The 19815-nt window shown below is 62.6% G+C and carries 16 protein-coding genes, 2 tRNA genes and 3 pseudogenes; 10 read left to right on the top strand and 11 right to left on the bottom strand.

The window, feature by feature from the left end; all coding sequences use genetic code 11:
• Nucleotides 1-3: 3 nt before the first annotated feature.
• Nucleotides 4-947, bottom strand: a pseudogene (locus RBRH_RS02745) (YicC/YloC family endoribonuclease).
• Between the two features lie 191 nt (nt 948-1138).
• Between RBRH_RS02745 and rph the strand changes: the two are divergent.
• From rph to RBRH_RS02715, 6 genes and pseudogenes are all read left to right on the top strand, one after another.
• Entirely contained in the window at nt 1139-1870 is a 732-nt protein-coding gene (gene rph / locus RBRH_RS02740; protein WP_013434413.1) for a ribonuclease PH, read from the top strand.
• Nucleotides 1867-2487 (top strand): RdgB/HAM1 family non-canonical purine NTP pyrophosphatase, encoded by a 621-nt coding sequence (gene rdgB / locus RBRH_RS02735; RefSeq protein ID WP_013434412.1) that lies wholly within the window; start codon nt 1867-1869, stop codon nt 2485-2487. The genes rph and rdgB overlap by 4 nt, the downstream gene beginning before the upstream one ends.
• Nucleotides 2481-3761, top strand: coding sequence for a radical SAM family heme chaperone HemW (hemW, locus tag RBRH_RS02730; RefSeq protein ID WP_013434411.1), 1281 nt, complete (start codon nt 2481-2483; stop codon nt 3759-3761). Before rdgB ends, hemW begins: the two co-directional genes overlap by 7 nt.
• A 189-nt stretch (nt 3762-3950) precedes the next feature.
• A tRNA-Ser gene (locus tag RBRH_RS02725) sits at nt 3951-4038 on the top strand.
• Between the two features lie 385 nt (nt 4039-4423).
• Entirely contained in the window at nt 4424-4837 is a 414-nt protein-coding gene (locus RBRH_RS02720; RefSeq protein ID WP_013434409.1) for a hypothetical protein, read from the top strand.
• Between the two features lie 67 nt (nt 4838-4904).
• Nucleotides 4905-5096: pseudogene (locus tag RBRH_RS02715) on the top strand (porin); the annotation flags it as partial.
• Between the two features lie 106 nt (nt 5097-5202).
• Here RBRH_RS02715 and RBRH_RS19735 read toward each other — a convergent pair.
• Both RBRH_RS19735 and RBRH_RS02710 read right to left on the bottom strand, forming a co-directional pair.
• Nucleotides 5203-5361: a hypothetical protein gene (locus RBRH_RS19735; protein WP_173362418.1), complete on the bottom strand. Its 159-nt coding sequence runs from the start codon at nt 5359-5361 to the stop codon at nt 5203-5205.
• A 535-nt stretch (nt 5362-5896) separates the two neighbouring features.
• On the bottom strand, nt 5897-7114 hold the full coding sequence (locus RBRH_RS02710) for an OpgC domain-containing protein (protein ID WP_013434406.1): 1218 nt from the start codon (nt 7112-7114) through the stop codon (nt 5897-5899).
• Between the two features lie 351 nt (nt 7115-7465).
• Here RBRH_RS02710 and RBRH_RS02705 point away from each other — a divergent pair.
• Nucleotides 7466-7892 (top strand): annotated as a pseudogene (locus RBRH_RS02705) (chloride channel protein); the annotation flags it as partial.
• A gap of 63 nt (nt 7893-7955) precedes the next feature.
• On the opposite strand, the gene minE reads toward RBRH_RS02705, so the two are convergent.
• From minE to minC, 3 genes are all read right to left on the bottom strand, one after another.
• On the bottom strand, nt 7956-8210 hold the full coding sequence (gene minE / locus RBRH_RS02700; protein ID WP_013434404.1) for a cell division topological specificity factor MinE: 255 nt from the start codon (nt 8208-8210) through the stop codon (nt 7956-7958).
• Nucleotides 8211-8219: 9 nt separating this feature from the next.
• Nucleotides 8220-9035 carry a septum site-determining protein MinD gene (gene minD, locus RBRH_RS02695; protein ID WP_013434403.1) on the bottom strand — a complete coding sequence of 272 codons (816 nt, stop codon included), beginning with the start codon at nt 9033-9035 and terminating at the stop codon, nt 8220-8222.
• Nucleotides 9036-9112: 77 nt separating this feature from the next.
• Nucleotides 9113-9895 carry a septum site-determining protein MinC gene (gene minC, locus RBRH_RS02690; protein WP_041753109.1) on the bottom strand — a complete coding sequence of 261 codons (783 nt, stop codon included), beginning with the start codon at nt 9893-9895 and terminating at the stop codon, nt 9113-9115.
• Nucleotides 9896-10061: 166 nt separating this feature from the next.
• Between minC and RBRH_RS02685 the strand changes: the two genes are divergently transcribed.
• On the top strand, nt 10062-10691 hold the full coding sequence (locus RBRH_RS02685) for a DUF3005 domain-containing protein (protein ID WP_013434401.1): 630 nt from the start codon (nt 10062-10064) through the stop codon (nt 10689-10691).
• A 596-nt stretch (nt 10692-11287) separates the two neighbouring features.
• Here RBRH_RS02685 and RBRH_RS02680 read toward each other — a convergent pair.
• From RBRH_RS02680 to RBRH_RS02660, 5 genes are all read right to left on the bottom strand, one after another.
• A tRNA-Ser gene (locus RBRH_RS02680) sits at nt 11288-11378 on the bottom strand.
• A 113-nt stretch (nt 11379-11491) separates the two neighbouring features.
• Nucleotides 11492-12784 carry a serine--tRNA ligase gene (gene serS / locus RBRH_RS02675; RefSeq protein ID WP_013434399.1) on the bottom strand — a complete coding sequence of 431 codons (1293 nt, stop codon included), beginning with the start codon at nt 12782-12784 and terminating at the stop codon, nt 11492-11494.
• A gap of 172 nt (nt 12785-12956) precedes the next feature.
• The gene (locus RBRH_RS02670) at nt 12957-14273 is read right to left on the bottom strand and encodes a replication-associated recombination protein A (protein ID WP_013434398.1); all 1317 of its coding nucleotides are present in this window, start codon (nt 14271-14273) and stop codon (nt 12957-12959) included.
• 106 nt (nt 14274-14379) lie between these two features.
• Entirely contained in the window at nt 14380-15054 is a 675-nt protein-coding gene (gene lolA, locus RBRH_RS02665; RefSeq protein WP_232509327.1) for an outer membrane lipoprotein chaperone LolA, read from the bottom strand.
• 104 nt (nt 15055-15158) lie between these two features.
• Nucleotides 15159-17474 (bottom strand): DNA translocase FtsK, encoded by a 2316-nt coding sequence (locus RBRH_RS02660; protein WP_041753108.1) that lies wholly within the window; start codon nt 17472-17474, stop codon nt 15159-15161.
• A 494-nt stretch (nt 17475-17968) separates the two neighbouring features.
• Between RBRH_RS02660 and trxB the strand changes: the two genes are divergently transcribed.
• Together trxB and RBRH_RS02650 are read left to right on the top strand one after the other, a co-directional pair.
• The gene (gene trxB / locus RBRH_RS02655) at nt 17969-18964 is read left to right on the top strand and encodes a thioredoxin-disulfide reductase (RefSeq protein ID WP_041754062.1); all 996 of its coding nucleotides are present in this window, start codon (nt 17969-17971) and stop codon (nt 18962-18964) included.
• 49 nt (nt 18965-19013) lie between these two features.
• Nucleotides 19014-19793, top strand: a complete 780-nt coding sequence (locus RBRH_RS02650) for a Smr/MutS family protein (protein ID WP_013434393.1) — start codon at nt 19014-19016, stop codon at nt 19791-19793.
• The last annotated feature ends 22 nt before the right edge of the window (nt 19794-19815 follow it).

The raw sequence follows: 19815 nt of genomic DNA, 5'->3' as shown, positions 1-19815 counted from the left end.
GGACTATTCCAAATTCTGAACCTGCTCGCGCATCTGCTCGATCAGCAGCTTCAGCGTCATCGACGCGTCGGCCAGTTCTTTCGCCGCGGCCTTGGACCCCAGCGTGTTCGCTTCCCGGTTCAGTTCCTGCATCATGAAATCGAGCCGCTTACCTACCCGGCCACCCTTTTCAATCACGTGGCGAGTCTCAGCCAAATGCGCACCCAGCCGCGACAGCTCCTCAGCGATGTCGATTCGGATGCCGTACATCGTCACTTCTTGGCGGATCCGTTCAGCGATTTCCTCACGTGAKWCGTTAGTTGTGGCGAGCCGTCCGGCGCCGCCACGCCGAGTGCTGCTTGCAGCCGCTCGACAATTTTTTGCTGGTGACGCGCGACCAGTTCGGGCACCAACGGCGTAATACGGGTGACAATCGCCTCCATCTCGGTCACGTTGGCCAACAGCATCGTGGCCAATTGCGCCCCTTCGCGGCCGCGCACGTTGACCAGCTCGTCCACGGCCTGCTTACCGCATGCCAGCACTGCGTCGCGCAGCAATGCGGCCGACAGGCCGCTATCGGCGATCACGCCGGGCCAACGCAGGATTTCACCCGTGCGCAGGCCACCCGCGCCAGGAAACACATCGAGCACGGAGCGCTCCAGTGCCGCCAGTTGCAGCAGCGCGTCGCGATTGAGCGACCCGGCCAGCGCCACCTGCTCGCTGCGTTGCACGTTGATACGGATATCGACCTTGCCGCGCGAGAGGCGGTTCATCAGCATTTCACGCAACGTCGGCTCGCACGCGCGCACCTCTTCAGGCATGCGGAAATTGAGGTCGAGAAACCGTGAATTCACGGTGCGCAACTCGACCGATACGCTGGCAGTATGGGTACTGCTGCCGACCTCGGATGCGCCGTCGGCGACCAGTTCCCGCGTCACGCTCGCATAGCCCGTCATGCTGTAGATCATTGTGCGTCTCGCGAAAAGTTCCGGTAAAACGACAATTATCGCACTGAACGCCTACCTGCCCCCGGCAACGGCGGTCGGCATGGAGCGCGCGCATCCAGCTCACCGAGGACAATCCGCGTTTAGCGCTAAGATGCGGGTTTCGGGTCGGCACAGCTGACCTTCAACCGCATCCACTTTCCGACTGTTCCACTATGAAAGTTTCGACTTCGCGGCCCAGCGGCCGCGCCGCCGACGCACTGCGCGACGTGTGCATCACACGCCACTATACGAAGCATGCCGAAGGTTCCGTGTTGATCGAATGCGGCGACACGAAAGTGATTTGCACCGCTAGCGTGCTGGAAAAAGTACCCGAATTCCTGCGCGATCGCGGGCGCGGCTGGCTCACCGCCGAGTACGGCATGCTGCCGCGCGCGACGCACACGCGCAGCGATCGCGAGGCGGCGCGTGGCAAACAGAGCGGCCGCACGCAAGAAATCCAGCGACTCATCGGTCGTGCACTGCGCGCGGTGTTCGACTTGGAGAAATTAGGCCCGCGCACGCTGCATATCGACTGCGACGTGATCCAGGCCGACGGCGGCACACGTTGTGCGAGCATCACTGGCGCATTCATCGCCGCACACGATGCGGTGGACACGCTACTGGCGCACGGCAAGCTCACCGCGACGCCGATCCTCGATCACGTCGCGGCGGTGTCGGTTGGCATCCACGGCGCAACGCCGGTGCTCGATCTGGACTACGCGGAAGACTCGCACTGCGACACCGACATGAATGTGGTGATGACCGGGGCCGGCCGCTTCGTCGAGGTGCAAGGCACAGCCGAAGGCGAACCGTTCAGCCGCGACGAGCTGAACGCACTGCTCGGTCTGGCCGAATCCGGCATCACGCGACTGATCGAGTTGCAGAAAAAGGCGCTGCAGCCATGAGCGGCCACCTCGGACCTGCGCTGTCGCGCATCGTGCTAGCGTCGAACAACGCTGGCAAGCTGCGCGAATTTTCTGCGCTGAACGCGTTTGGCATCGATCTCGTGCCGCAGCACGCATTGCGCGTGGGCGAGGCGCCCGAGCCCCATCCGACGTTCATCGAGAACGCACTGGAAAAAGCGCGTCACGCGTCACGCGTCACCGGCTTGCCCGCGCTCGCCGACGATTCGGGACTATGCGTGCATGCGCTGGGCGGCGCCCCGGGCGTCTATTCAGCCCGCTATGCGCAATTGGCCGGTGGCGAAAAATCCGATGCGGCCAACAACGCGCGCCTGCTCGACGTGTTGCGCGCGCATGCCGACCGGCGCGCCTACTACTATTGCGTGTTGGTGCTGGTGCGCCATGTCGACGATCCCGAGCCGCTGATCGCCGACGGTCGCTGGCACGGCGAAATCCTCACCGAGGCCCGCGGCGGGCACGGTTTCGGCTACGACCCGCTGTTCTATGTCCCCGCGCTGCAAGCAAGCGCCGCCCAGTTGCAGCCGGAAGTGAAGAACGCCCATAGCCATCGCGCGCTGGCGTTGGCAGAGTTGATCCGTCGATTGAAGGACACATGGTGAATCATCCCATAGCGGGACGTGCATCCGCACGTTTCTTACCGCTCGCGCACGCCGACGCGCCGGGATCGGGCGGCACGGTGTCCGCGTTCATTGCGCCGGGACGCATCCGGCTCACCGCACTGCCGCCGCTGTCCCTGTATGTGCATTTTCCATGGTGCGTGCACAAGTGTCCGTATTGCGACTTCAATTCGCACGCATTCACACGCGGCCCAAACGACGCACAGTTTCCTGAAACCGAGTATCTGGACGCGCTACGTGCCGACCTAGAAGCGGCGTTGCCGTTGATCTGGGGACGGCCGGTCCATACCGTGTTCATCGGCGGTGGAACGCCAAGCCTGCTGTCGGCACAGGCGATTGACCGGCTGTTGTCAGACCTACGCGCGTTGCTGCCACTGGACGCAGATGCAGAAATCACGCTCGAGGCCAATCCCGGCACGTTCGAAGCTGCCAAGTTCGCGAGCTTTCGCAGCAGCGGCATCAACCGGCTCTCGATCGGCATCCAAAGTTTTAACGACGCTCACTTGCAGGCACTGGGCCGCATTCACGACGCGGCGCAAGCCCGCCGCGCGGTAGAAATCGCGCACTCTAGCTTTGACAACTTCAATTTGGACTTGATGTTTGCACTGCCGGGCCAGAGGCTGGCGCAATGCCAGGCAGACGTGGAGACCGCGCTGTCATTCGCGCCGCCTCATTTGTCGCTGTACCACCTCACGCTGGAGCCGAACACCTATTTCCACAAGTACCCCCCTGCGCTGCCCGACGACGACACGTCGGCCGACATGCAGGAGTGGATCCATGCACGCACGCATGAAGCCGGCTACAACCGCTACGAAGTGTCAGCGTACGCCAGAACGCACCGGCAAAGCCGGCACAACCTGAATTACTGGCAATTCGGCGATTATCTGGGTATCGGCGCAGGCGCGCATTCGAAACTGTCCTTCCCGGAACGGATTGTGCGACAGATGCGCTACAAACACCCCGCCACCTATCTGGCGCAGACCGCCGCGGGCGCACCGATCCAGGAACAGCACGAAGTTGGGGTGCGAGATCTGCCGTTCGAATTCATGCTCAATGCGCTGCGGCTGACGCAGGGCTTCCCAGTGCACCGTTTCATTGAGCGGACCGGGCTGACGATGACATCGATCGAGCCCGCCCTTGCGCAAGCTGAACGCCGTGGCTTGATCCGCCGCGATCATGCGAGTATCGCGCCGACGCCGCTCGGACAACGTTTCCTGAACGACTTGCAGGCATTATTTTTGAAGGATGACGCGTGATTCTAAAGGATGACGTGAACTGGCACGCATCGCCCATCTTGGCGGCATGAAACGACGTGCGCGCGGCCTCATGGCCTCATGGCCTCATGGCCTCAGGCCTCGTGCCAGCTGGCCAGGATGAGCGATGTGCAGCAGCCTGCCGGCCGATTTTCTGCACGCGCAGCAAATCGGCTACAATAGCGCGTTCCGGGAAGCGTGGCCGAGTGGTTTAAGGCACTGGTCTTGAAAACCAGCGACGGGCAACCGTCCGTGAGTTCGAATCTCACCGCTTCCGCCAACCTCATTCTCAAGTCCTTGATTTAAAAGGATTTCAAAGAAAAAGTCGAATGCTTGTAACTTAGTTTGTGCAAGCAAAACGGCCTCTCCAACCCAAATCAGCCTAGCGACGTTCGACTCCATGATTCGGCCGTGCGATAAGCCCTGTTCGGCACACTAGCATTCTTTGTTGTGCTTGCGATGCTGCTGCGCAACTCGGTTGAGTTCATGGTGCTGTATATCGTCTTTGCAACCGTTTATTACTCGCCTTTGGCATCACGTTGACATCGATTTGGCACCGGTTACGACAAGACCCACGTAGCAGGCGATAACAGAACGGCATTCGACCGTGACCAGTCCGATAATGAGCTGTCACAACTATACTGCAATCGTTTTAAACTGCGGGAATGTACAACATGAAAACTGATTGGAGTCTCATTCGTGACACGCTGAATGCCGCAATCGACAGTTGCGAAGCATTGGAGCAAGCAGGTTACGATGAACAACACCGAACATTGACCATCGATGTGGACGGCAAGCCGATCACCGTGCAAGCGTTCCTAATTAGCGCGTGGACGATGCCTGAGCGAGTCCGATACCATATCATCAGGGCACGGCACGACAGCGAAATTGATCTTCCCTACGTGCCGGAAACGGCACGCGTTCTGAATGCGGTTGCGGCGGCTTGCGCGGAACTTGTCGGCGCTGGCGACCATCCGCCCGCCAAAGCGGCAATACAGAGTATGAGCCATTGGTATCGGAATCATTTCGATGCTTATGTTCCGAACGCGATTATGTCGCGAAAGGATTCTACGGGGTAGAAAAAAACCAGCGCAATGGCCCGTTAACATGGCGGTCAAACTGCCGATTAGCATTGTGGACGACTCCGACTACGCGTTGTCCAAGCGCACAGATATGTACCTGCTCGTGATCTACCAGAAAGCATTCGGCAACAACACGATCGCTGGCAAGATGGTGCCGATCGATGCGCAGATCGGCTCGAGTACGAGCTACTTTGGCACTTCCGCGGGCGCAAGCCACCCGTTCGCCGCGCGCGTGGGCATCCGTCACAAGTTCTGATTGACACCGCGACCGCGCCGCGCGCGATAGACTGCACAACGCCGGCCTGCACCGGGACTGCGGCTCGATACAAGTCGGCTTGATGCACAGCCACCGGCGCCGATCGTCAGCCGACCGGCAATTCCCCTTCGCCCGGCGCCTTGCCGGGCTGGTCATGCGGCGCCTGCTTGCGGCCACTGTCGTGACGCTCTGGCATCCTGCTCTTTTCGTTGTCGCTATGACGCGCGGGTGTGGGATGTTTCGTCGGCGCATCGTTTTCCATCATGGCTTCTCCCGATTGCGGAACGGCGCGCACCGTCCATCGTGTAGCGAATCTTTAGCAAGCGCCGCTCCCGCCGACACGAATGCGCGCCACTATGCATGCGCGCGCATTCCCGGCCCACCGCCTCGACGGTGTCGGCATGCAAGATGAGGCTCGTCCGACACATCGACCCAGCCAATGCAAGCCTAGTCGAGACAATCGATCTGCAGCGGACGCTGCGCTCAGTAGTGGTGTCCTTCGCGGTGGACGTACGCAAGCATGGTTTGCACTGGCGGTGTATCGCAACAAGCATGAGTTGAATTCGGCGGTGTATTGCACCAACGGTGAGGACGACGCAAAGCGCACCGCCTTGGCCACTGTGCGCCGCGCCGTGCCACTTCCCGCTTCGCCGCCGTCGCTGCCGGATGTCAACGGGCAGCGCACGCTGATGGAGCCGTGGCCGTTCAACGACAACGGTCATTGCCAACGCTCATTTTCAACTCGGCACGCTATCGTCCCGGCAAGGCAGCCCTTGAAGCAGACGCTGGCATACGCCGGTTCAGCGCGATGCGTCCGGCTGCCGGCGTGGCCATGGTCCGCCCGCGCCGGCTTCGCTCCCCTGCCGGGCTTGAGTGGGTCGGATACCGGGCGGCATCGTCGCCGTCTGTCCAGACCGCGACACGGCGGGCCCGCCGCGCGTGGCCACCGCGCGCCGCTTCAGCGCCCGGGCCAGCCGCGCCGTGGCGATTACCGCGCTGATCGCCAGCGCGTCGCCGCATAGTCCCGCGACGAACGGCATCCGGTGCGGGCCGCTGACCCGCAGCGCCGTATCGATGACGATCGATATGAACGCGCCAGCCACGAAGCACGGCATCCCTTGCTGTCCCACGTTGACGACGTCCCGCATCCGGCTGGCCAGCGCACGGAGCCAGCCGCGCTGGACCGCGACGGCCACGGGCCACGCCAACGCGGCAAAGCTGACGATCCGCAGCGGCGCAAGGTTTTGTTTCATGATGCCCGGCATCGGCTGGGTTTGCAGCACCAGTTTAGAGAACGCAAAGCCGAGCGCGATGCCGAGGGCGAGCCGCGTCAATCCGCGAGCCGTGCACGACGCATGAAACGCTGAGGGCACAGGATGCAGCCGTGCCAGCATCCCGCAAACGAACATGAATTGCCACGCGAACGGATTGAATCCCCAGCCGCCCGCCCTGGCGCTGGGCAGTAGCGGCCCTAGCACCGGCGCGGACAGCCATACCACGAGGCTAGCAAATAACGTGGCAACGGGTGCACGGCGTGCGTAGGGCACCGCAACGCTGGCGCCGAGTGCAAAGAACGCGTACATTGGCAGCACGGCGGCCAAATATGGCTGGTGCCGAAACAACGCGATGTCACGGATCATCGACCACGGCTGCGCCGCGAACAACGGCCATTCGCTCTCGGCGAGCATCGGTGTGCGCAAGCGCAGCGCGGCGATCATCGCTCCCGAAGCAAGCATCAATGCCGCGGTCAGCCAATAGGCACGATAGATTTGCACGCTGCGCGATAGAAAGCGCAGGGACGCGGCCCGCCCGCCGCGGTTCGCGTCGATCGTCACATAGGCAGCCGCTGACGCATAGCCACCCAGAAACACGAACACTTCCGCGGCGTCACAAAACGCGTAGTTATGCAGCATGAACTTGGTAAGCGAGCTGCCGCAGATGTGATCGATCGCGATCACAATCAGTACCACGCCCCGAAGAAAATCAACCTCGATTGAGCGTCGTATAGGCGTCGTCATTCACCGCTCCCGCATTGCCATCATCAACCGCTGTGCCCCATTGCCCGGTTCACGTCGTGGAGTCGGATCGGCTCGAAAAGATTCCAGGAAAGTTTTAGATTACATAGGAACGCTGCGCTTAATGACGCAATCGTGCGGGTGGGACGCCGATACGGCAACATTATTCGCCGGCTCCAGCCGGGCCGCACCGAAGGAGCACGGTTTGATGGGCCAACGGCCGGGCACGGCGAGCAACGCGGCCCCCTATCGCATGCACTCTCAATACCTGGCCGACGCGTCGCGGTATACTCAGCGGCTTGGCCGCTACACCTACATTGGGCCGCTGCACGTACATTGCGCGCTACCGGACCGATGGATCAGAAAACCGCGCGCCACGCACGCAGATTGTGGCTGCACTATGGTGTGTTCTGGTCAGGCGCGATCGCGGTCGGTCTGCTCGCGGTGCTGTATGCGTGGCTGATCGATTTTGGCTACAGCCTGTTTCGCGCCGGCTTCGATCGTCATCCATGGCTCGCGCTGATCGTCACGCCCGCGGTAGGCGCGCTGTGCGTGGCATTGACGCGGCGTTTCTTGCGCGGCGCGCAAGGCAGCGGCATTGCGCAAGTGGTCGCCACACTGCACGGCGATACCGCTGCGCTGGGGGGCGCGCCTGCTCACAGTCCGGCTACTGGCTGGCAAGGTGCTCGTGTCGTTCGTTGCAATGTTGGGAGGCTTCACGATCAAACGCGAAGGACCGACCGTTCAGGTTGGCGCCGCGCTGATGTTCAGCCTGCACCGCGCGACGGCGCATACGCACCCGCCATGCGCGGACCGCGTGCGTCGCGACGCACGACCTGTACGATCAAGGCTGCGGAATCTCGATCTTGACCTCAAGCACCTCGAGATCGTCCTGCCGCTCGAGATGAACCCTGATGTCGTCGTTCGAGATCTTCACGTATTTTGAGATCACCGCGACAAGCTCGCGTTGCAGCGCCGGCAAATAGTCGGCCGGCGCCCGTCCGGCCGCACGCTCATGTGCGATGATCAGTTGCAAGCGCTCCTTCGCAACCGACGCAGACTTGCGTTTCTCGCCAAGCAGAAAAGAAAGAATCGACATTTCCCCCCCTTACTTGCTGCCGAACAGGCGTTGCAACAAGCCCGGCTTTTGGTAATCAATGTACCGCAGCGGCTTTTGCTCCCCAAGGAAACGCGCGATCACGTCCTTGTACGACTCGGCCACGTCGGTCCCATCTAAATGCACTGCCGGCACGCCCTGGTTCGACGCATGCAGCACCGACTCGGATTCCGGGATCACGCCGATTAACGGGATCCGCAGAATCTCTTGGATGTCGTCCAGCGACAGCATCTCGCCTTCGCTGACCCGCTTTGGGTTATAGCGCGTAATCAGCAAATGCTCCTTGACCGGTTCCCGACCCTCGATCGCGCGGCGCGTCTTGGATGCCAGGATCCCGAGGATGCGGTCCGAGTCCCGAACCGACGATACTTCGGGGTTCGTGACGATCAGCGCTTCATCCGCGAAGTGCATCGCCATCAACGCACCGGACTCGATGCCGGCCGGCGAGTCGCAAACGATGTATTCAAAGCCCATTTCGATCAAGTCGTTGATGACCTTCTCGACGCCCTCCAGCGTCAACGCATCCTTGTCGCGCGTCTGCGATGCGGGCAGGATGTACAACTGCTCGCATTTCTTGTCCTTGATCAGCCCCTGGTGCAAGTTCGCTTCACCCTGGATCACGTTGATCAGGTCGTACACGACACGACGCTCACAGCCCATGATGAGATCGAGATTGCGCAAGCCCACATCGAAATCGATGACGGCCGTCTTGTGCCCGCGCAGCGCGAGTCCGGACGCAAAGCTTGCGCTCGTCGTCGTCTTGCCGACCCCGCCCTTGCCCGAAGTCACCACAATGATTTTTGCCATACCGTTACCTTGTATTCGTCAATGTGCTCCGCCACTGTCGGGACGGATGTCTTCCTGTCTTCTAATACGGATTGCCGCTACGTCAACCGCAGCGGCTCGATGATCAACTTCTCGTCCGCCAACCGGATCTGTACCGACTTGCCAAGCACATCGGGCCCGAGTGGCGTCTCGGTGGTTCGGTAGATACCGGCGATTGAGATCAGTTCCGGCTCCAAGCACGTGCAAAAGATCCGCGCGCCGTGGTTGCCATGCACGCCCGCCAGTGCGCGTCCGCGCAGCGGCGCATAGATGTGGATGTTGCCCTCGGCAATCACTTCCGCACCGTAGCTGACCAGGCCCAGCACAACGAGGTCGCCCTTTGCATAGACCTGCTGCCCCGAACGCAGCGGCTTGTCGATCACCCGTGTCACATTGCCGCCGCCCCGCTCGGTGTCGGCTGCGGCGTCGCCCTGGGCCATCATGTCGCAGGAGGCGGCCTGCGGCACCGTCGAGGCGGCCTGTGGCGACGCCCCGGCCGCGGGCTCGTCGCTGCGGACCGCACGCCGTTCAGATGACTCGACGAACGGCAGTGCATCAAGTTGTGCCCACGACCGTTGTGCGTCGTTTGCGACGATGCCGGCCGGATGCATTCGGAATGCCTTCAGCATCTCGGCCACTTCTGCGACCGGTACGCGTTGGTCCACCGGCAGGCGCCGCAGGTCGATCGCCACCACGTCGTTGGCGAAAAACTCCGGTGTCGCGTCAAAGCGTCGACTCAGTTCAGCACGCATCTCGGCCAGATCGGTCGTCTTCACGACGAACAGAAGCGTGTCCAGCGTACCGCTGCGCAGTTCGAAAAAGGGCGATTTCTTGGCCGACATAGAAGATTGCAAAAAATTTGCCCTATTTTACAGGCCTACGAGGCTACGCCGTGAAAGATTGGCCGCATTTGCCCCAAAAGATGGCGTGACAGCTCGTGGCTTCGCTTACTGTAGTGGAACGAGGCTTGCTACACGAAGAGGGTGATTATTCGATGGGAGCGATCCAATGGACTCAACAGACAAAAACCCGCCCCAGCCCGAGCAACGACGCCAGGCAGCCGAAAGCCTGTTGAAAAAGCCCGAGACTGAAACGGCGCACGCGCAAGTGAACGACATCGAGCGCGCGTCGAGCGGAAAAGAAGCCGGCTTGGGCCAATCCACATCGTCGCCCGGTGCGACGCCATACGAGCCTCGCGCAGGCATCGACGGTCGCGCAGACCCCGTGCAGTTGGCTCATCCACGCGGCACCGACCTGCGCAACAACGATGCCACCGATAACACGGTGGACACCGACGGCAAGAACGCGGAGGCGAAGAAGACAGGCCAAAACATCCAGGCCATTGTGTCGCAGGCCACGCTGGACAACGCTGTCCCCACGCCGGCCCGTGGACTTGGCGGCTTCGACAGCCGCATCGGGGGCGAATTGCCGCTCATTGCGCTGCGCGATAACTACGAGCTGGTGGACCATGGCGTTGTCACACCAGTCGAATCGCCACACCCAGCGCTCGAGTCGACGATGACCGACCGGGAGTCGCTTGCCACCGCGGCCGCAGCGCGCGGCGAATCGTACGCCGCCCATCGGCTTCGGCCCGAGCGCCTGATTGAAATCCGCCTGCGCAGCGGCGCAAGGCACTGACGGTAGTTCAAGCCGGGCAGGAACGGTGCTTGCAACACCACCAACATACCGGCCTGCGATTAGGCCGGGCAATCAAACAGGAGAAATCTATGAACAAGGACCAAATCAAAGGCGTCACCGAGCAAGTCAAGGGAAAAGCCAACGAAGTTGCCGGGAAGGTGACCGGAAACAAGGCCCASGAGAKTAAAGGCGAGTGTTCAGCAGGCCGCCGGCAAGACCCAGAAAACGTGGGGCGATGCGAAGGAACAGGTAAAGAAAGGTTCGTGAGTTGCCCCTGCACAGCCGCGCCGGTGGGCATTGTCCGCCGCTTACTAAGGGGCGCGTGTTCAAGGCGCGGCGTATTTATTTAATATTCAGAATCGAGGCGGTCCGGCAACGCATGCCGGGCCGTTACGTAGCGTTGAAAGGCATACGACGTGTGGTTTCCTTGAAAAGCATTGACTCAATGTACGACACAGTGCTGCCAGCAAAATGATCAATGTTGGAATTGATTCATACACAGTGGCGCCGTGTTTGGTCATTGTGATGCGCGCTTGACACAACGCATAGAAAAGCCGCCTACGGGGGCGGCTTTATCCGGCTGAAGGCCTTGTCTGTGGCGGAAAGGGAGGGATTCGAACCCTCGATACGGGAGAACCGTATACCGGATTTCGAGTCCGGCGCATTCGACCACTCTGCCACCTTTCCTAGATTTGGATCTTCGCCAATCGGGTCGCTACTCAGCGAAGTCAAAGATTATAGACAATCCGTCGAGCAATTCCAAGCAGATTTTTACGCGCCAGGCTTTTACACCTATCTGCTCACGCGCCGGGCTCCAGCCGCGCGATGCCGCCCATGTAGGGGCGCAATGCCGTTGGAATCGTGACCGACCCGTCGGCGTTCTGGCCGTTCTCCAGAATCGCCACCAGCGTGCGACCGACTGCCAGCCCGGAACCGTTCAACGTGTGGACCAATTCGGGCTTGCCTTGTGCGTTGCGAAACCGCGCCTGCATGCGGCGCGCCTGGAACGCCTCGGTATTCGAGCACGACGAAATCTCGCGATAGGCGCGCTGCGCCGGCAGCCACACCTCAAGATCGTACGTCTTTGCCGCTGAGAACCCCATGTCGCCGGTACACAGCGTAATCACGCGGTACGGCAACTCCAGCCGCTGCAGGATCGTTTCGGCATGCCCCACCATTTCCTCCAGCGCCTGGTATGAGCTGTCCGGCGACGTGATCTGCACCATCTCGACCTTGTCGAACTGATGCTGCCGGATCATGCCGCGCGTATCGCGCCCGTACGCGCCGGCTTCGGACCGAAAGCACGGCGAATGCGCGGTCAGCCGGATCGGCAATCGATCCGCATCGACGATGCTGTCGCGCACCGTGTTGGTCAGCGAGATCTCCGACGTCGAGATCAAGTATTGCGTGACCTTGTTGTCGCCGCCCCCCTTCTCGACACGGAACATGTCGTCGGCGAACTTGGGCAATTGGCCGGTGCCGTACAAGCTCTCCGGGTTCACGATGTAGGGGGTATAACACTCGGTATAGCCATGCGTCTGCGTGTGCGTATCGAGCATGAACTGCGCGAGCGCACGATGCAGGCGCGCCGCCTGGCCGCGCAGCACCGTGAAACGCGCACCGGCCAGCTTTGCGCCTGCCTCGAAATCAACGCCCAGCGGCACACCGATGTCCACGTGATCCTTTACCGCAAAATCAAACGTGCGCGGCGTGCCCCAGCGCCGCACCTCGACGTTGCTCGCCTCGTCCGCGCCGACCGGCACGGACTCGTGTGGCAGATTCGGGATGCCAAGCATCAGCTCAGACAACTTCGCCTGGACCTCCTCCAGTTGCAGCGCCGACGCCTTCATCTCGTCGCCGATACCCGTGACTTGCGCCATCACTGCGGAAGTATCCTCGCCGCGTCCCTTCATCGCACCGATCTGCTTGGACAGGCTGTTGCGGCGCGACTGCAGGTCCTCGGTGTGCGTTTGGAGCCGACGGCGTTCGGATTCGAGCGCCTGGAACGCGGCGACGTCCAGCGTGTAGCCGCGATCGGCCAACCGTTGGGCAACCGCGTCGATGTCCTTGCGGAGCAGCGTGATGTCGAGCATGGGGAGCTTTGCAATACGTTGGATGAACTGCAGATTTTACCTTACCGACGGCACGAAGCGCGGCAGCCCAGAGGCCGGGTGCGGTCACGCCCCCGCGCCGACGTATCGGCGTGTCGGCGTGCTGCACTGCCATCACGCCGCAACGTGCAGCGCCTGCGCACCAAGCCTATGTTCAACCTTCCCCGTGCTTGTGCTCGCGGTGCCACGCCTGATCCAGCCCGCGCAGGCGCTCTAGCTTTTCACCAATCTTCTGCTCCAGTCCGCGCGGCACAGGTGCATACCAGCCGGGCTCGCGCATGCCGTCCGGCAAGTATGTCTCGCCCGCTGCATAAGCGTCGGGCTCGTCATGCGCGTAGCGGTATGCATGGCCATAGCCGAGTTCCTTCATCAGCTTGGTCGGCGCGTTGCGCAGATGCACCGGCACCGCCCGCGACCTGTCCTGCGAGACGAACCGTCGCGCCGCATTGTATGCGTTGTAGCCGGCATTCGACTTGGGCGCGACGGCCAAATACAGCACCGCTTGCGCGAGGGCAAGCTCCCCTTCGGGGGTGCCCAGCCGCTCGTACGTTTCCGACGCATCCAGCGCGATGCGCGCGGCGCGGGGATCGGCCAGCCCGATGTCCTCCCAGGCCATACGCACGATGCGGCGCGCAAGATACCGCGGATCGGCGCCCCCGTCGAGCATCCGGCACAGCCAATACAACGCACCGTCGGGGTGGCTGCCCCGCACCGATTTGTGCAATGCGCTGATTTGGTCGTAGAACGCATCGCCGCCCTTGTCGAAGCGGCGCAGATTGTCGGCCAACGCCGCGCCGAGCAGTGTATCGTCGATCGACGTAGTCTTCGCACGGTATGCGGCGCGTGCGACGATTTCGACGTTGTTGAGCAACTTGCGTCCGTCACCGTCGGCAGAGCCGATCAGCGCGTCGCGCGCGCTGTCCGTGATGGTCAACCCGCCGCCCAATTCGGCGAACGCACGCTCGAGCAATGCGCGCTGCTCATGATCGTCCAGGCTCTTGAGGACATAGACCGCCGCGCGGGACAATAAGGCGCTGTTGACCTCGAACGAGGGATTCTCGGTCGTGGCGCCGACGAACACGAACAAGCCGGACTCCACGTGCGGCAGAAAGGCATCCTGCTGGCTCTTGTTGAAGCGGTGGACTTCGTCGACAAATACCAATGTCTGCCGCCCACGCGCGCGATGGGCCTGCGCCAGATCGACCGCTTCGCGGATATCCTTGACGCCGGAGAGCACAGCGGACAGCGCAATGAATTCGGCGTGGAATGCGGCGGCCATCAAGCGCGCCAACGTCGTCTTGCCCACGCCAGGCGGCCCCCACAGTATCATCGAATGCGGCTCGCCGGACTCAAACGCCACCCGCAACGGCTTATTTTCGCCAAGCAGGTGGCGCTGGCCGATGACCTCGTCGATCGTCTTCGGGCGCAGCCGTTCTGCCAGCGGGACGGCGGTGCGGGTATCTTCGAACATGGACTTACCGGATCACTTCGCAACGACGTGCAGGCATTATGGCAGCCGCCAATACGCCCGTGTGGGCACGCCCGCCGCGCGCCGCCGCAAATTCGCCCGGCACCGGTCAACCATTGATCACGTCGGCGCCTTTCGGCACCGTGAACTTAAATGTATTGGCGGGCAGCGCCGGATTCTTGTGGATGTTTGAGAACGTGAGCAGCGTCACATTGCCGAACACGTCATGCAACTCCATCGCCTCGAGGTTGCCGTCGCGAAAACCAATGCCGACGCGCTCGAACTGCGTATCCCTTGATTTCGGGACCAGCTCAAGCCAGTCGATGCCTTGTTTGACGCCCGCATCGCGCAGCGTGAAGTTCTTTTCCAGGTCGTTGCTGCCGAACAGGATGGCAGCCGGGCTGGCGCCCAGCACGCCATTGAGTGCCCGCGCAGTCACCTGATTCAAATCCTTGTCCCAGACATACAGCTTGTCGCCGTCGGACTGCAGCAGTTGTTCATACGGTTTCTGGTACGCCCACACGAACCTGCCCGGCCGCGCAAAGCGGAATGTGCCGCTCGACGTGGCCATCGACGTGCGTGCCGCCTGGCCCTGCGCCTGCGACGCACTGCCGCCGGCTGCCTTGACCTGGCGCTGGACGAACTCGCCATCGGCCGAACGCACCTGTGCCACAAACGCCTTCAATTGCGCCGTGCCGCTGGCATGCGCACACGGCACGGCGGCCAAGGCAATCAATGCGCCTGTCGCCGCGGCCCGCGTGGCGCGAAAAAGCGATCCCATCATCAAAGCGTTTCCTGTGTTGATTTCATGCACGTAACGCATCCGGCACAGTCCGTGGCACCCGGCGGCAACCATGCCGACCTTTGCCCTCGCACCGCTCGAGGCACTTAGTCGTCATCGCCGCGCGCCGGCACCCGTATTTCACGATTGCCATTGGACGCCATTGCCGAGACCAGCCCCGACTGCTCCATCTGTTCGAGCAGCCGCGCGGCGCGGTTGTAGCCGATACGCAGGTGACGCTGCACCAGCGAGATCGACGCACGGCGCTGCTTGAGCACGACTTCGACAGCCTGGTCATATAACGGATCGGACTCGCCATCCGCGTTGCCAGTTCCCGCGCCGCCTGCTTCGTCACCTTCGCCAGCCAAGCCCCCTTCCAGAATGCCGTCGATGTAATTCGGCTCGCCCTGCTCCTTGAGCTTCTCGACGACACGGTGAACCTCTTCGTCGGAGACGAACGCGCCATGGACGCGGATCGGCAGGCCGGTGCCCGGCGGCAGATACAACATGTCGCCTTGGCCGAGCAGCGACTCAGCGCCCATCTGGTCAAGGATCGTGCGGGAATCGATCTTGGACGATACCTGAAACGCAATGCGCGTGGGCACGTTCGCCTTGATCAACCCGGTGATCACATCGACCGATGGCCGTTGCGTCGCGAGCACGAGGTGGATGCCGGCCGCCCGCGCCTTCTGTGCGATACGCGCGATTAGCTCCTCCACCTTTTTGCCGACGACCATCATCAAGTCGGCCAACTCGTCGATAATCACCACGATGAACGGCAGCTTCTCGAGCGGCTCCGGTGCATCGGGCGTCAGGCTGAACGGATTCGGAATCTTCTCGTCGCGCTTGGCGGCGTCGTCGATCTTGCTGTTGTAGCCGGCCAGGTTGCGCACACCGAGCTTGCTCATCAACTTGTAGCGCCGCTCCATCTCGCCGACCGCCCAGTTCAGCGCGTGGCCGGCCTGCCGCATGTCGGTGACGACCGGACACAGCAGGTGCGGGATACCCTCGTAGACCGACAACTCGAGCATCTTCGGGTCGATCATGATGAGGCGGACCTGCTCCGCGCTGGCCTTGTACAGCAGCGACAAAATCATCGCGTTGATGCCGACCGACTTACCCGAGCCGGTCGTGCCAGCCACCAGCAGGTGCGGCATCTTGGCCAAGTCCGCACACACTGGATTGCCCCCGATGTCTTTGCCCAGCCCCATCGTCAGCAGCGATGGCGCACTCGCATAGACCTCGGAGCCCAGGATTTCCGTCAGCCGCACGGTTTGGCGGCGCTGGTTCGGCAACTCCAGGCCCATGTAGTTCTTGCCGGGAATCGTCTCGACCACGCGGATCGACACGAGTGACAGCGAGCGCGCGAGGTCCTTCGCAAGGTTGACAACCTGGCTGCCTTTGACCCCGGTCGCCGGCTCGATTTCGTAGCGAGTGACCACTGGACCGGGATAGGCGGCCACCACGCTGACCTCGACGCCGAAGTCCTTCAGCTTCTTTTCGATCAGCCGTGACGTAAACTCGAGCGTGTCGGCCGATACGGTTTCCCGCGTGGCCGGTGGCGCGTCGAGCAGTGCAAGCGGCGGCAACGTGCCGTCGCCCGGCAGGTCCTGGAACAGCGGCACCTGCTTTTCCTTTTCGAGGCGCTCGGACTTGGTCGGCGTCACCACGGCCGGCACGATCGTCACCGGCTCCTGCTCCTCGAGCCGCACCCGACTGCGCTCGACCTTGCCCTCGCGCTTGACCGCCGCTTGCTGGCCAGCCTTGCGGTCGCGCTTCTCGTCGCGCCGCAACTGCGCGAGCATAACCGCGTTGATAATCGCCTCGCCGACGCGCTCGGCCACCGACAGCCACGAAAAGCGGAAAAACAGCGACAGGCCAATCGCCAGCGCGAGCAGCAACGCCAGCGTGCCGCCGGTGAACCCAAGCGCGTGCTGCACGCCGCGGGCCACCGCGTCGCCGATGATGCCGCCGGGTGCCCGAGGCAATTGGGCCTGGAGCGACCACATCCGCAATGCCTCGAGGCCGTCGCTGGCCACGAGCACGAGCGCGAACGACAGCATCTCGGCCAACCAGCCGCCTTCGCGCGGCGCAGCCGGCTCGTCTAGCGCGTCGTGACGCGTGATGCGCCGGTAATTGTCGGCGATGCGCCGTCCCAGCAGCACGATCCACCAATAGGCGGACAAGCCGAACAGTAGCAGCAGAATGTCGGATGTCCACGCACCGACACGGCCACCCCAATTCGCGATCCGGTCCACCTGCACAGCATGCGTCCAGCTTGGGTCGCGCCGGCTGTAGCTGACCAGCGCCATTAACAGGAACAGGCCGAGCGCGACCTGCAGCAGCCAGCGGATCTCGCTCAGCAAACGCGACAGACGATGCGGTAAAGCTTGTGTCCCGGGAGAATACGTGGATTTCGCCATTGAATCGACAAGAGAGCGACATACAGCCGCCGGAGTTCGAGCGCCTTCATTGTAAACGGTCGGACCGGCGCGCCGCGCAACAAGTTGTAAGGCCGGTGTTGCAAGCGCGCACCAGCGTGCTGCGCGAGCCGCCCAAGCACCGCCGAACATCGGGGCATCGCGCCAAGGGGTAGCAGGATATCGCGCCGATGAGTGGCGGGGTATCGCGCCGATGAGTGGCGGGGTATCACGCCGATGAGTGGCGGGGTATCGCGCCGATGAGTGGCGGAGTATTACACCGATAGGTGGCGGAACATCGCGCCGATGGGCGCCGGGGCTATCACGCCGATAGGTGGCAAAACATCGTGCCGATGGGCGCCGGGGTTATCACACCGATGCAAAAGAGCAATCAGGCCAATGCCGGCCAGCCCCTTTATAATGTTAGGTCCGACATCACCCACGCATTGCCGCGCGGTGCGGCTTTGCGCACCGCCGTCCTACAAGGATCGACCGCCATGTCCGAACGCAAGCACGCGAAAGTCCTGATTCTCGGCTCCGGCCCGGCCGGCTACAGCGCCGCCGTCTACGCGGCGCGAGCCAATCTATCGCCGATGCTGATTACCGGCCTCGCACAAGGCGGGCAGTTGATGACGACCACCGACGTCGAGAACTGGCCCGGCGACCCGAACGGCGTACAGGGTCCGGAACTGATGCAGCGGCTGCTCGAGCACGCGCAGCGCTTCAATACCGAAATCGTGTTCGATCACATTCACACCGCGAAGCTCGATGAGCGGCCGCTGCGGCTGATCGGCGACTCCGGCGAGTACACGTGCGATGCGCTAATCATCGCGACTGGCGCGTCGGCCCAATACCTGGGCCTGCCGTCAGAGCAGCAGTTCATGGGCAAGGGCGTGTCCGCATGCGCGACCTGCGATGGTTTCTTCTACCGGAATCAAGATGTCGCGGTGATCGGCGGCGGCAACACCGCCGTCGAGGAAGCGCTGTACCTGTCGGGCATCGCGAAGAAGGTCACGGTGATCCACCGTCGCGACAAGTTCCGCGCCGAGCCGATCCTGATCGATCGACTGCTCGCGAAGGAGCAGGAAGGCATCGTTCAAATCAAGTGGAACCACGTGCTCGATGAAGTCCTCGGCGACGATTCGGGCGTGACCGGCCTGCGCATCAAGCATACAAAGACTGGCGAGAGCGCCGACCTGGCGGTGCACGGCCTGTTCGTAGCGATCGGCCATAAGCCGAATACCGACATCTTCGAGGGCCAATTGGAAATGCGTAACGGCTACATCGTCACGAACGCCGGCCTGAACGGCAATGCGACCGCCACGTCGATCGCCGGCGTGTTCGCCGCGGGCGATGTGCAGGACCACATCTATCGGCAGGCGATCACTAGCGCGGGCACCGGATGCATGGCCGCGCTGGACGCACAGCGTTATCTGGAAAGCATCCATGAGACGACCGCGCCACACGTGATGAGCCACGAAGCCAACCGCTGAGCGTCGCGCGATACCGTCGCAGCGACAGCATTAAAGTCGAGGGCGACCCATGCCAAAGGAAAAAACCCATCCGAATGACCGCGTGCGGGCGCGGCCAACGCCCGCTGCCCCATCCGCCATCGCGGGAGCCGCGCTTGGCGCGGTGGTACCCGCGCCGATCTCTGCCGGCCCTGCCGCCGGCATGCGCCGCCTGTCCAGCCTAGCATCGCTCGGCGTGCTGCGCGACATGCTCAAAAGTGACGCCACGGCCCGCGAGCAGGCGCGTCGCCACGCCGAGCGCGAGCAGCGCGCCGCGCAAGCGGCCGCCACCGAATTCCGCTGCGAGATTGGCGACATCACGCCGCTCAAGCCCTCCGGTCGCGCGCCGCTGCACCGCGTGCAGCCGCCCCCCGTGCCGCTGCAAACGCAGCGCGACGAACAAGCCGTGCTCGATGAGGCACTGTCCGACGAATTCGATCCGGAAGCGCTACTCGACGTCGATGAATCGTTGTCTTATTGCCGGCCGGGCGTGGCGACCGACGTCGTACGCAAACTGCGCAGTGGCACGTGGGTCGTGCAGGCGCAGATCGACCTGCACGGACTGCGCCGCGATGAGGCCCGCGAAGCCCTGGCGGATTTTCTGCGTGCGTCGATCAAGCGGGGGCTGCGCTGCGTGCGCGTGATCCACGGCAAGGGTTTGGGCTCGATCGGCAAGGAGCCGGTGCTCAAGGGCAAAGTACGCAGTTGGCTGGCGCAAAAGGCCGAGGTGATTGCCTTTTGCCAGGCCCGGGCGCACGATGGCGGAGCCGGTGCCGTACTCGTGCTGCTGCAGCCGGAGCCGCGTGGCTGAGGGGGGCCATGTCGCCTGCATG

Source organism: Mycetohabitans rhizoxinica HKI 454 (assembly GCF_000198775.1).
Taxonomy (GTDB): Bacteria; Pseudomonadota; Gammaproteobacteria; order Burkholderiales; family Burkholderiaceae; genus Mycetohabitans; species Mycetohabitans rhizoxinica.
Note: the sequence above shows the minus strand (reverse complement) of the source record. Positions and strands in the feature narration are given on the sequence as shown.

Excerpts from the sequence above, each read along its gene's own strand:
- rph (WP_013434413.1), top strand. The coding sequence starts at position 1,139 with ATGAAAGTTTCGACTTCGCGGCCCAGCGGCCGCGCCGCCGACGCACTG.
- rdgB (WP_013434412.1), top strand. The coding sequence starts at position 1,867 with ATGAGCGGCCACCTCGGACCTGCGCTGTCGCGCATCGTGCTAGCGTCG.
- hemW (WP_013434411.1), top strand. The coding sequence starts at position 2,481 with ATGGTGAATCATCCCATAGCGGGACGTGCATCCGCACGTTTCTTACCG.
- RBRH_RS02720 (WP_013434409.1), top strand. The coding sequence starts at position 4,424 with ATGTACAACATGAAAACTGATTGGAGTCTCATTCGTGACACGCTGAAT.
- RBRH_RS19735 (WP_173362418.1), bottom strand. The coding sequence starts at position 5,361 with ATGATGGAAAACGATGCGCCGACGAAACATCCCACACCCGCGCGTCAT.
- RBRH_RS02710 (WP_013434406.1), bottom strand. The coding sequence starts at position 7,114 with ATGACGACGCCTATACGACGCTCAATCGAGGTTGATTTTCTTCGGGGC.
- minE (WP_013434404.1), bottom strand. The coding sequence starts at position 8,210 with ATGTCGATTCTTTCTTTTCTGCTTGGCGAGAAACGCAAGTCTGCGTCG.
- minD (WP_013434403.1), bottom strand. The coding sequence starts at position 9,035 with ATGGCAAAAATCATTGTGGTGACTTCGGGCAAGGGCGGGGTCGGCAAG.
- minC (WP_041753109.1), bottom strand. The coding sequence starts at position 9,895 with ATGTCGGCCAAGAAATCGCCCTTTTTCGAACTGCGCAGCGGTACGCTG.
- RBRH_RS02685 (WP_013434401.1), top strand. The coding sequence starts at position 10,062 with ATGGACTCAACAGACAAAAACCCGCCCCAGCCCGAGCAACGACGCCAG.
- serS (WP_013434399.1), bottom strand. The coding sequence starts at position 12,784 with ATGCTCGACATCACGCTGCTCCGCAAGGACATCGACGCGGTTGCCCAA.
- RBRH_RS02670 (WP_013434398.1), bottom strand. The coding sequence starts at position 14,273 with ATGTTCGAAGATACCCGCACCGCCGTCCCGCTGGCAGAACGGCTGCGC.
- lolA (WP_232509327.1), bottom strand. The coding sequence starts at position 15,054 with ATGATGGGATCGCTTTTTCGCGCCACGCGGGCCGCGGCGACAGGCGCA.
- RBRH_RS02660 (WP_041753108.1), bottom strand. The coding sequence starts at position 17,474 with ATGGCGAAATCCACGTATTCTCCCGGGACACAAGCTTTACCGCATCGT.
- trxB (WP_041754062.1), top strand. The coding sequence starts at position 17,969 with ATGTCCGAACGCAAGCACGCGAAAGTCCTGATTCTCGGCTCCGGCCCG.
- RBRH_RS02650 (WP_013434393.1), top strand. The coding sequence starts at position 19,014 with ATGCCAAAGGAAAAAACCCATCCGAATGACCGCGTGCGGGCGCGGCCA.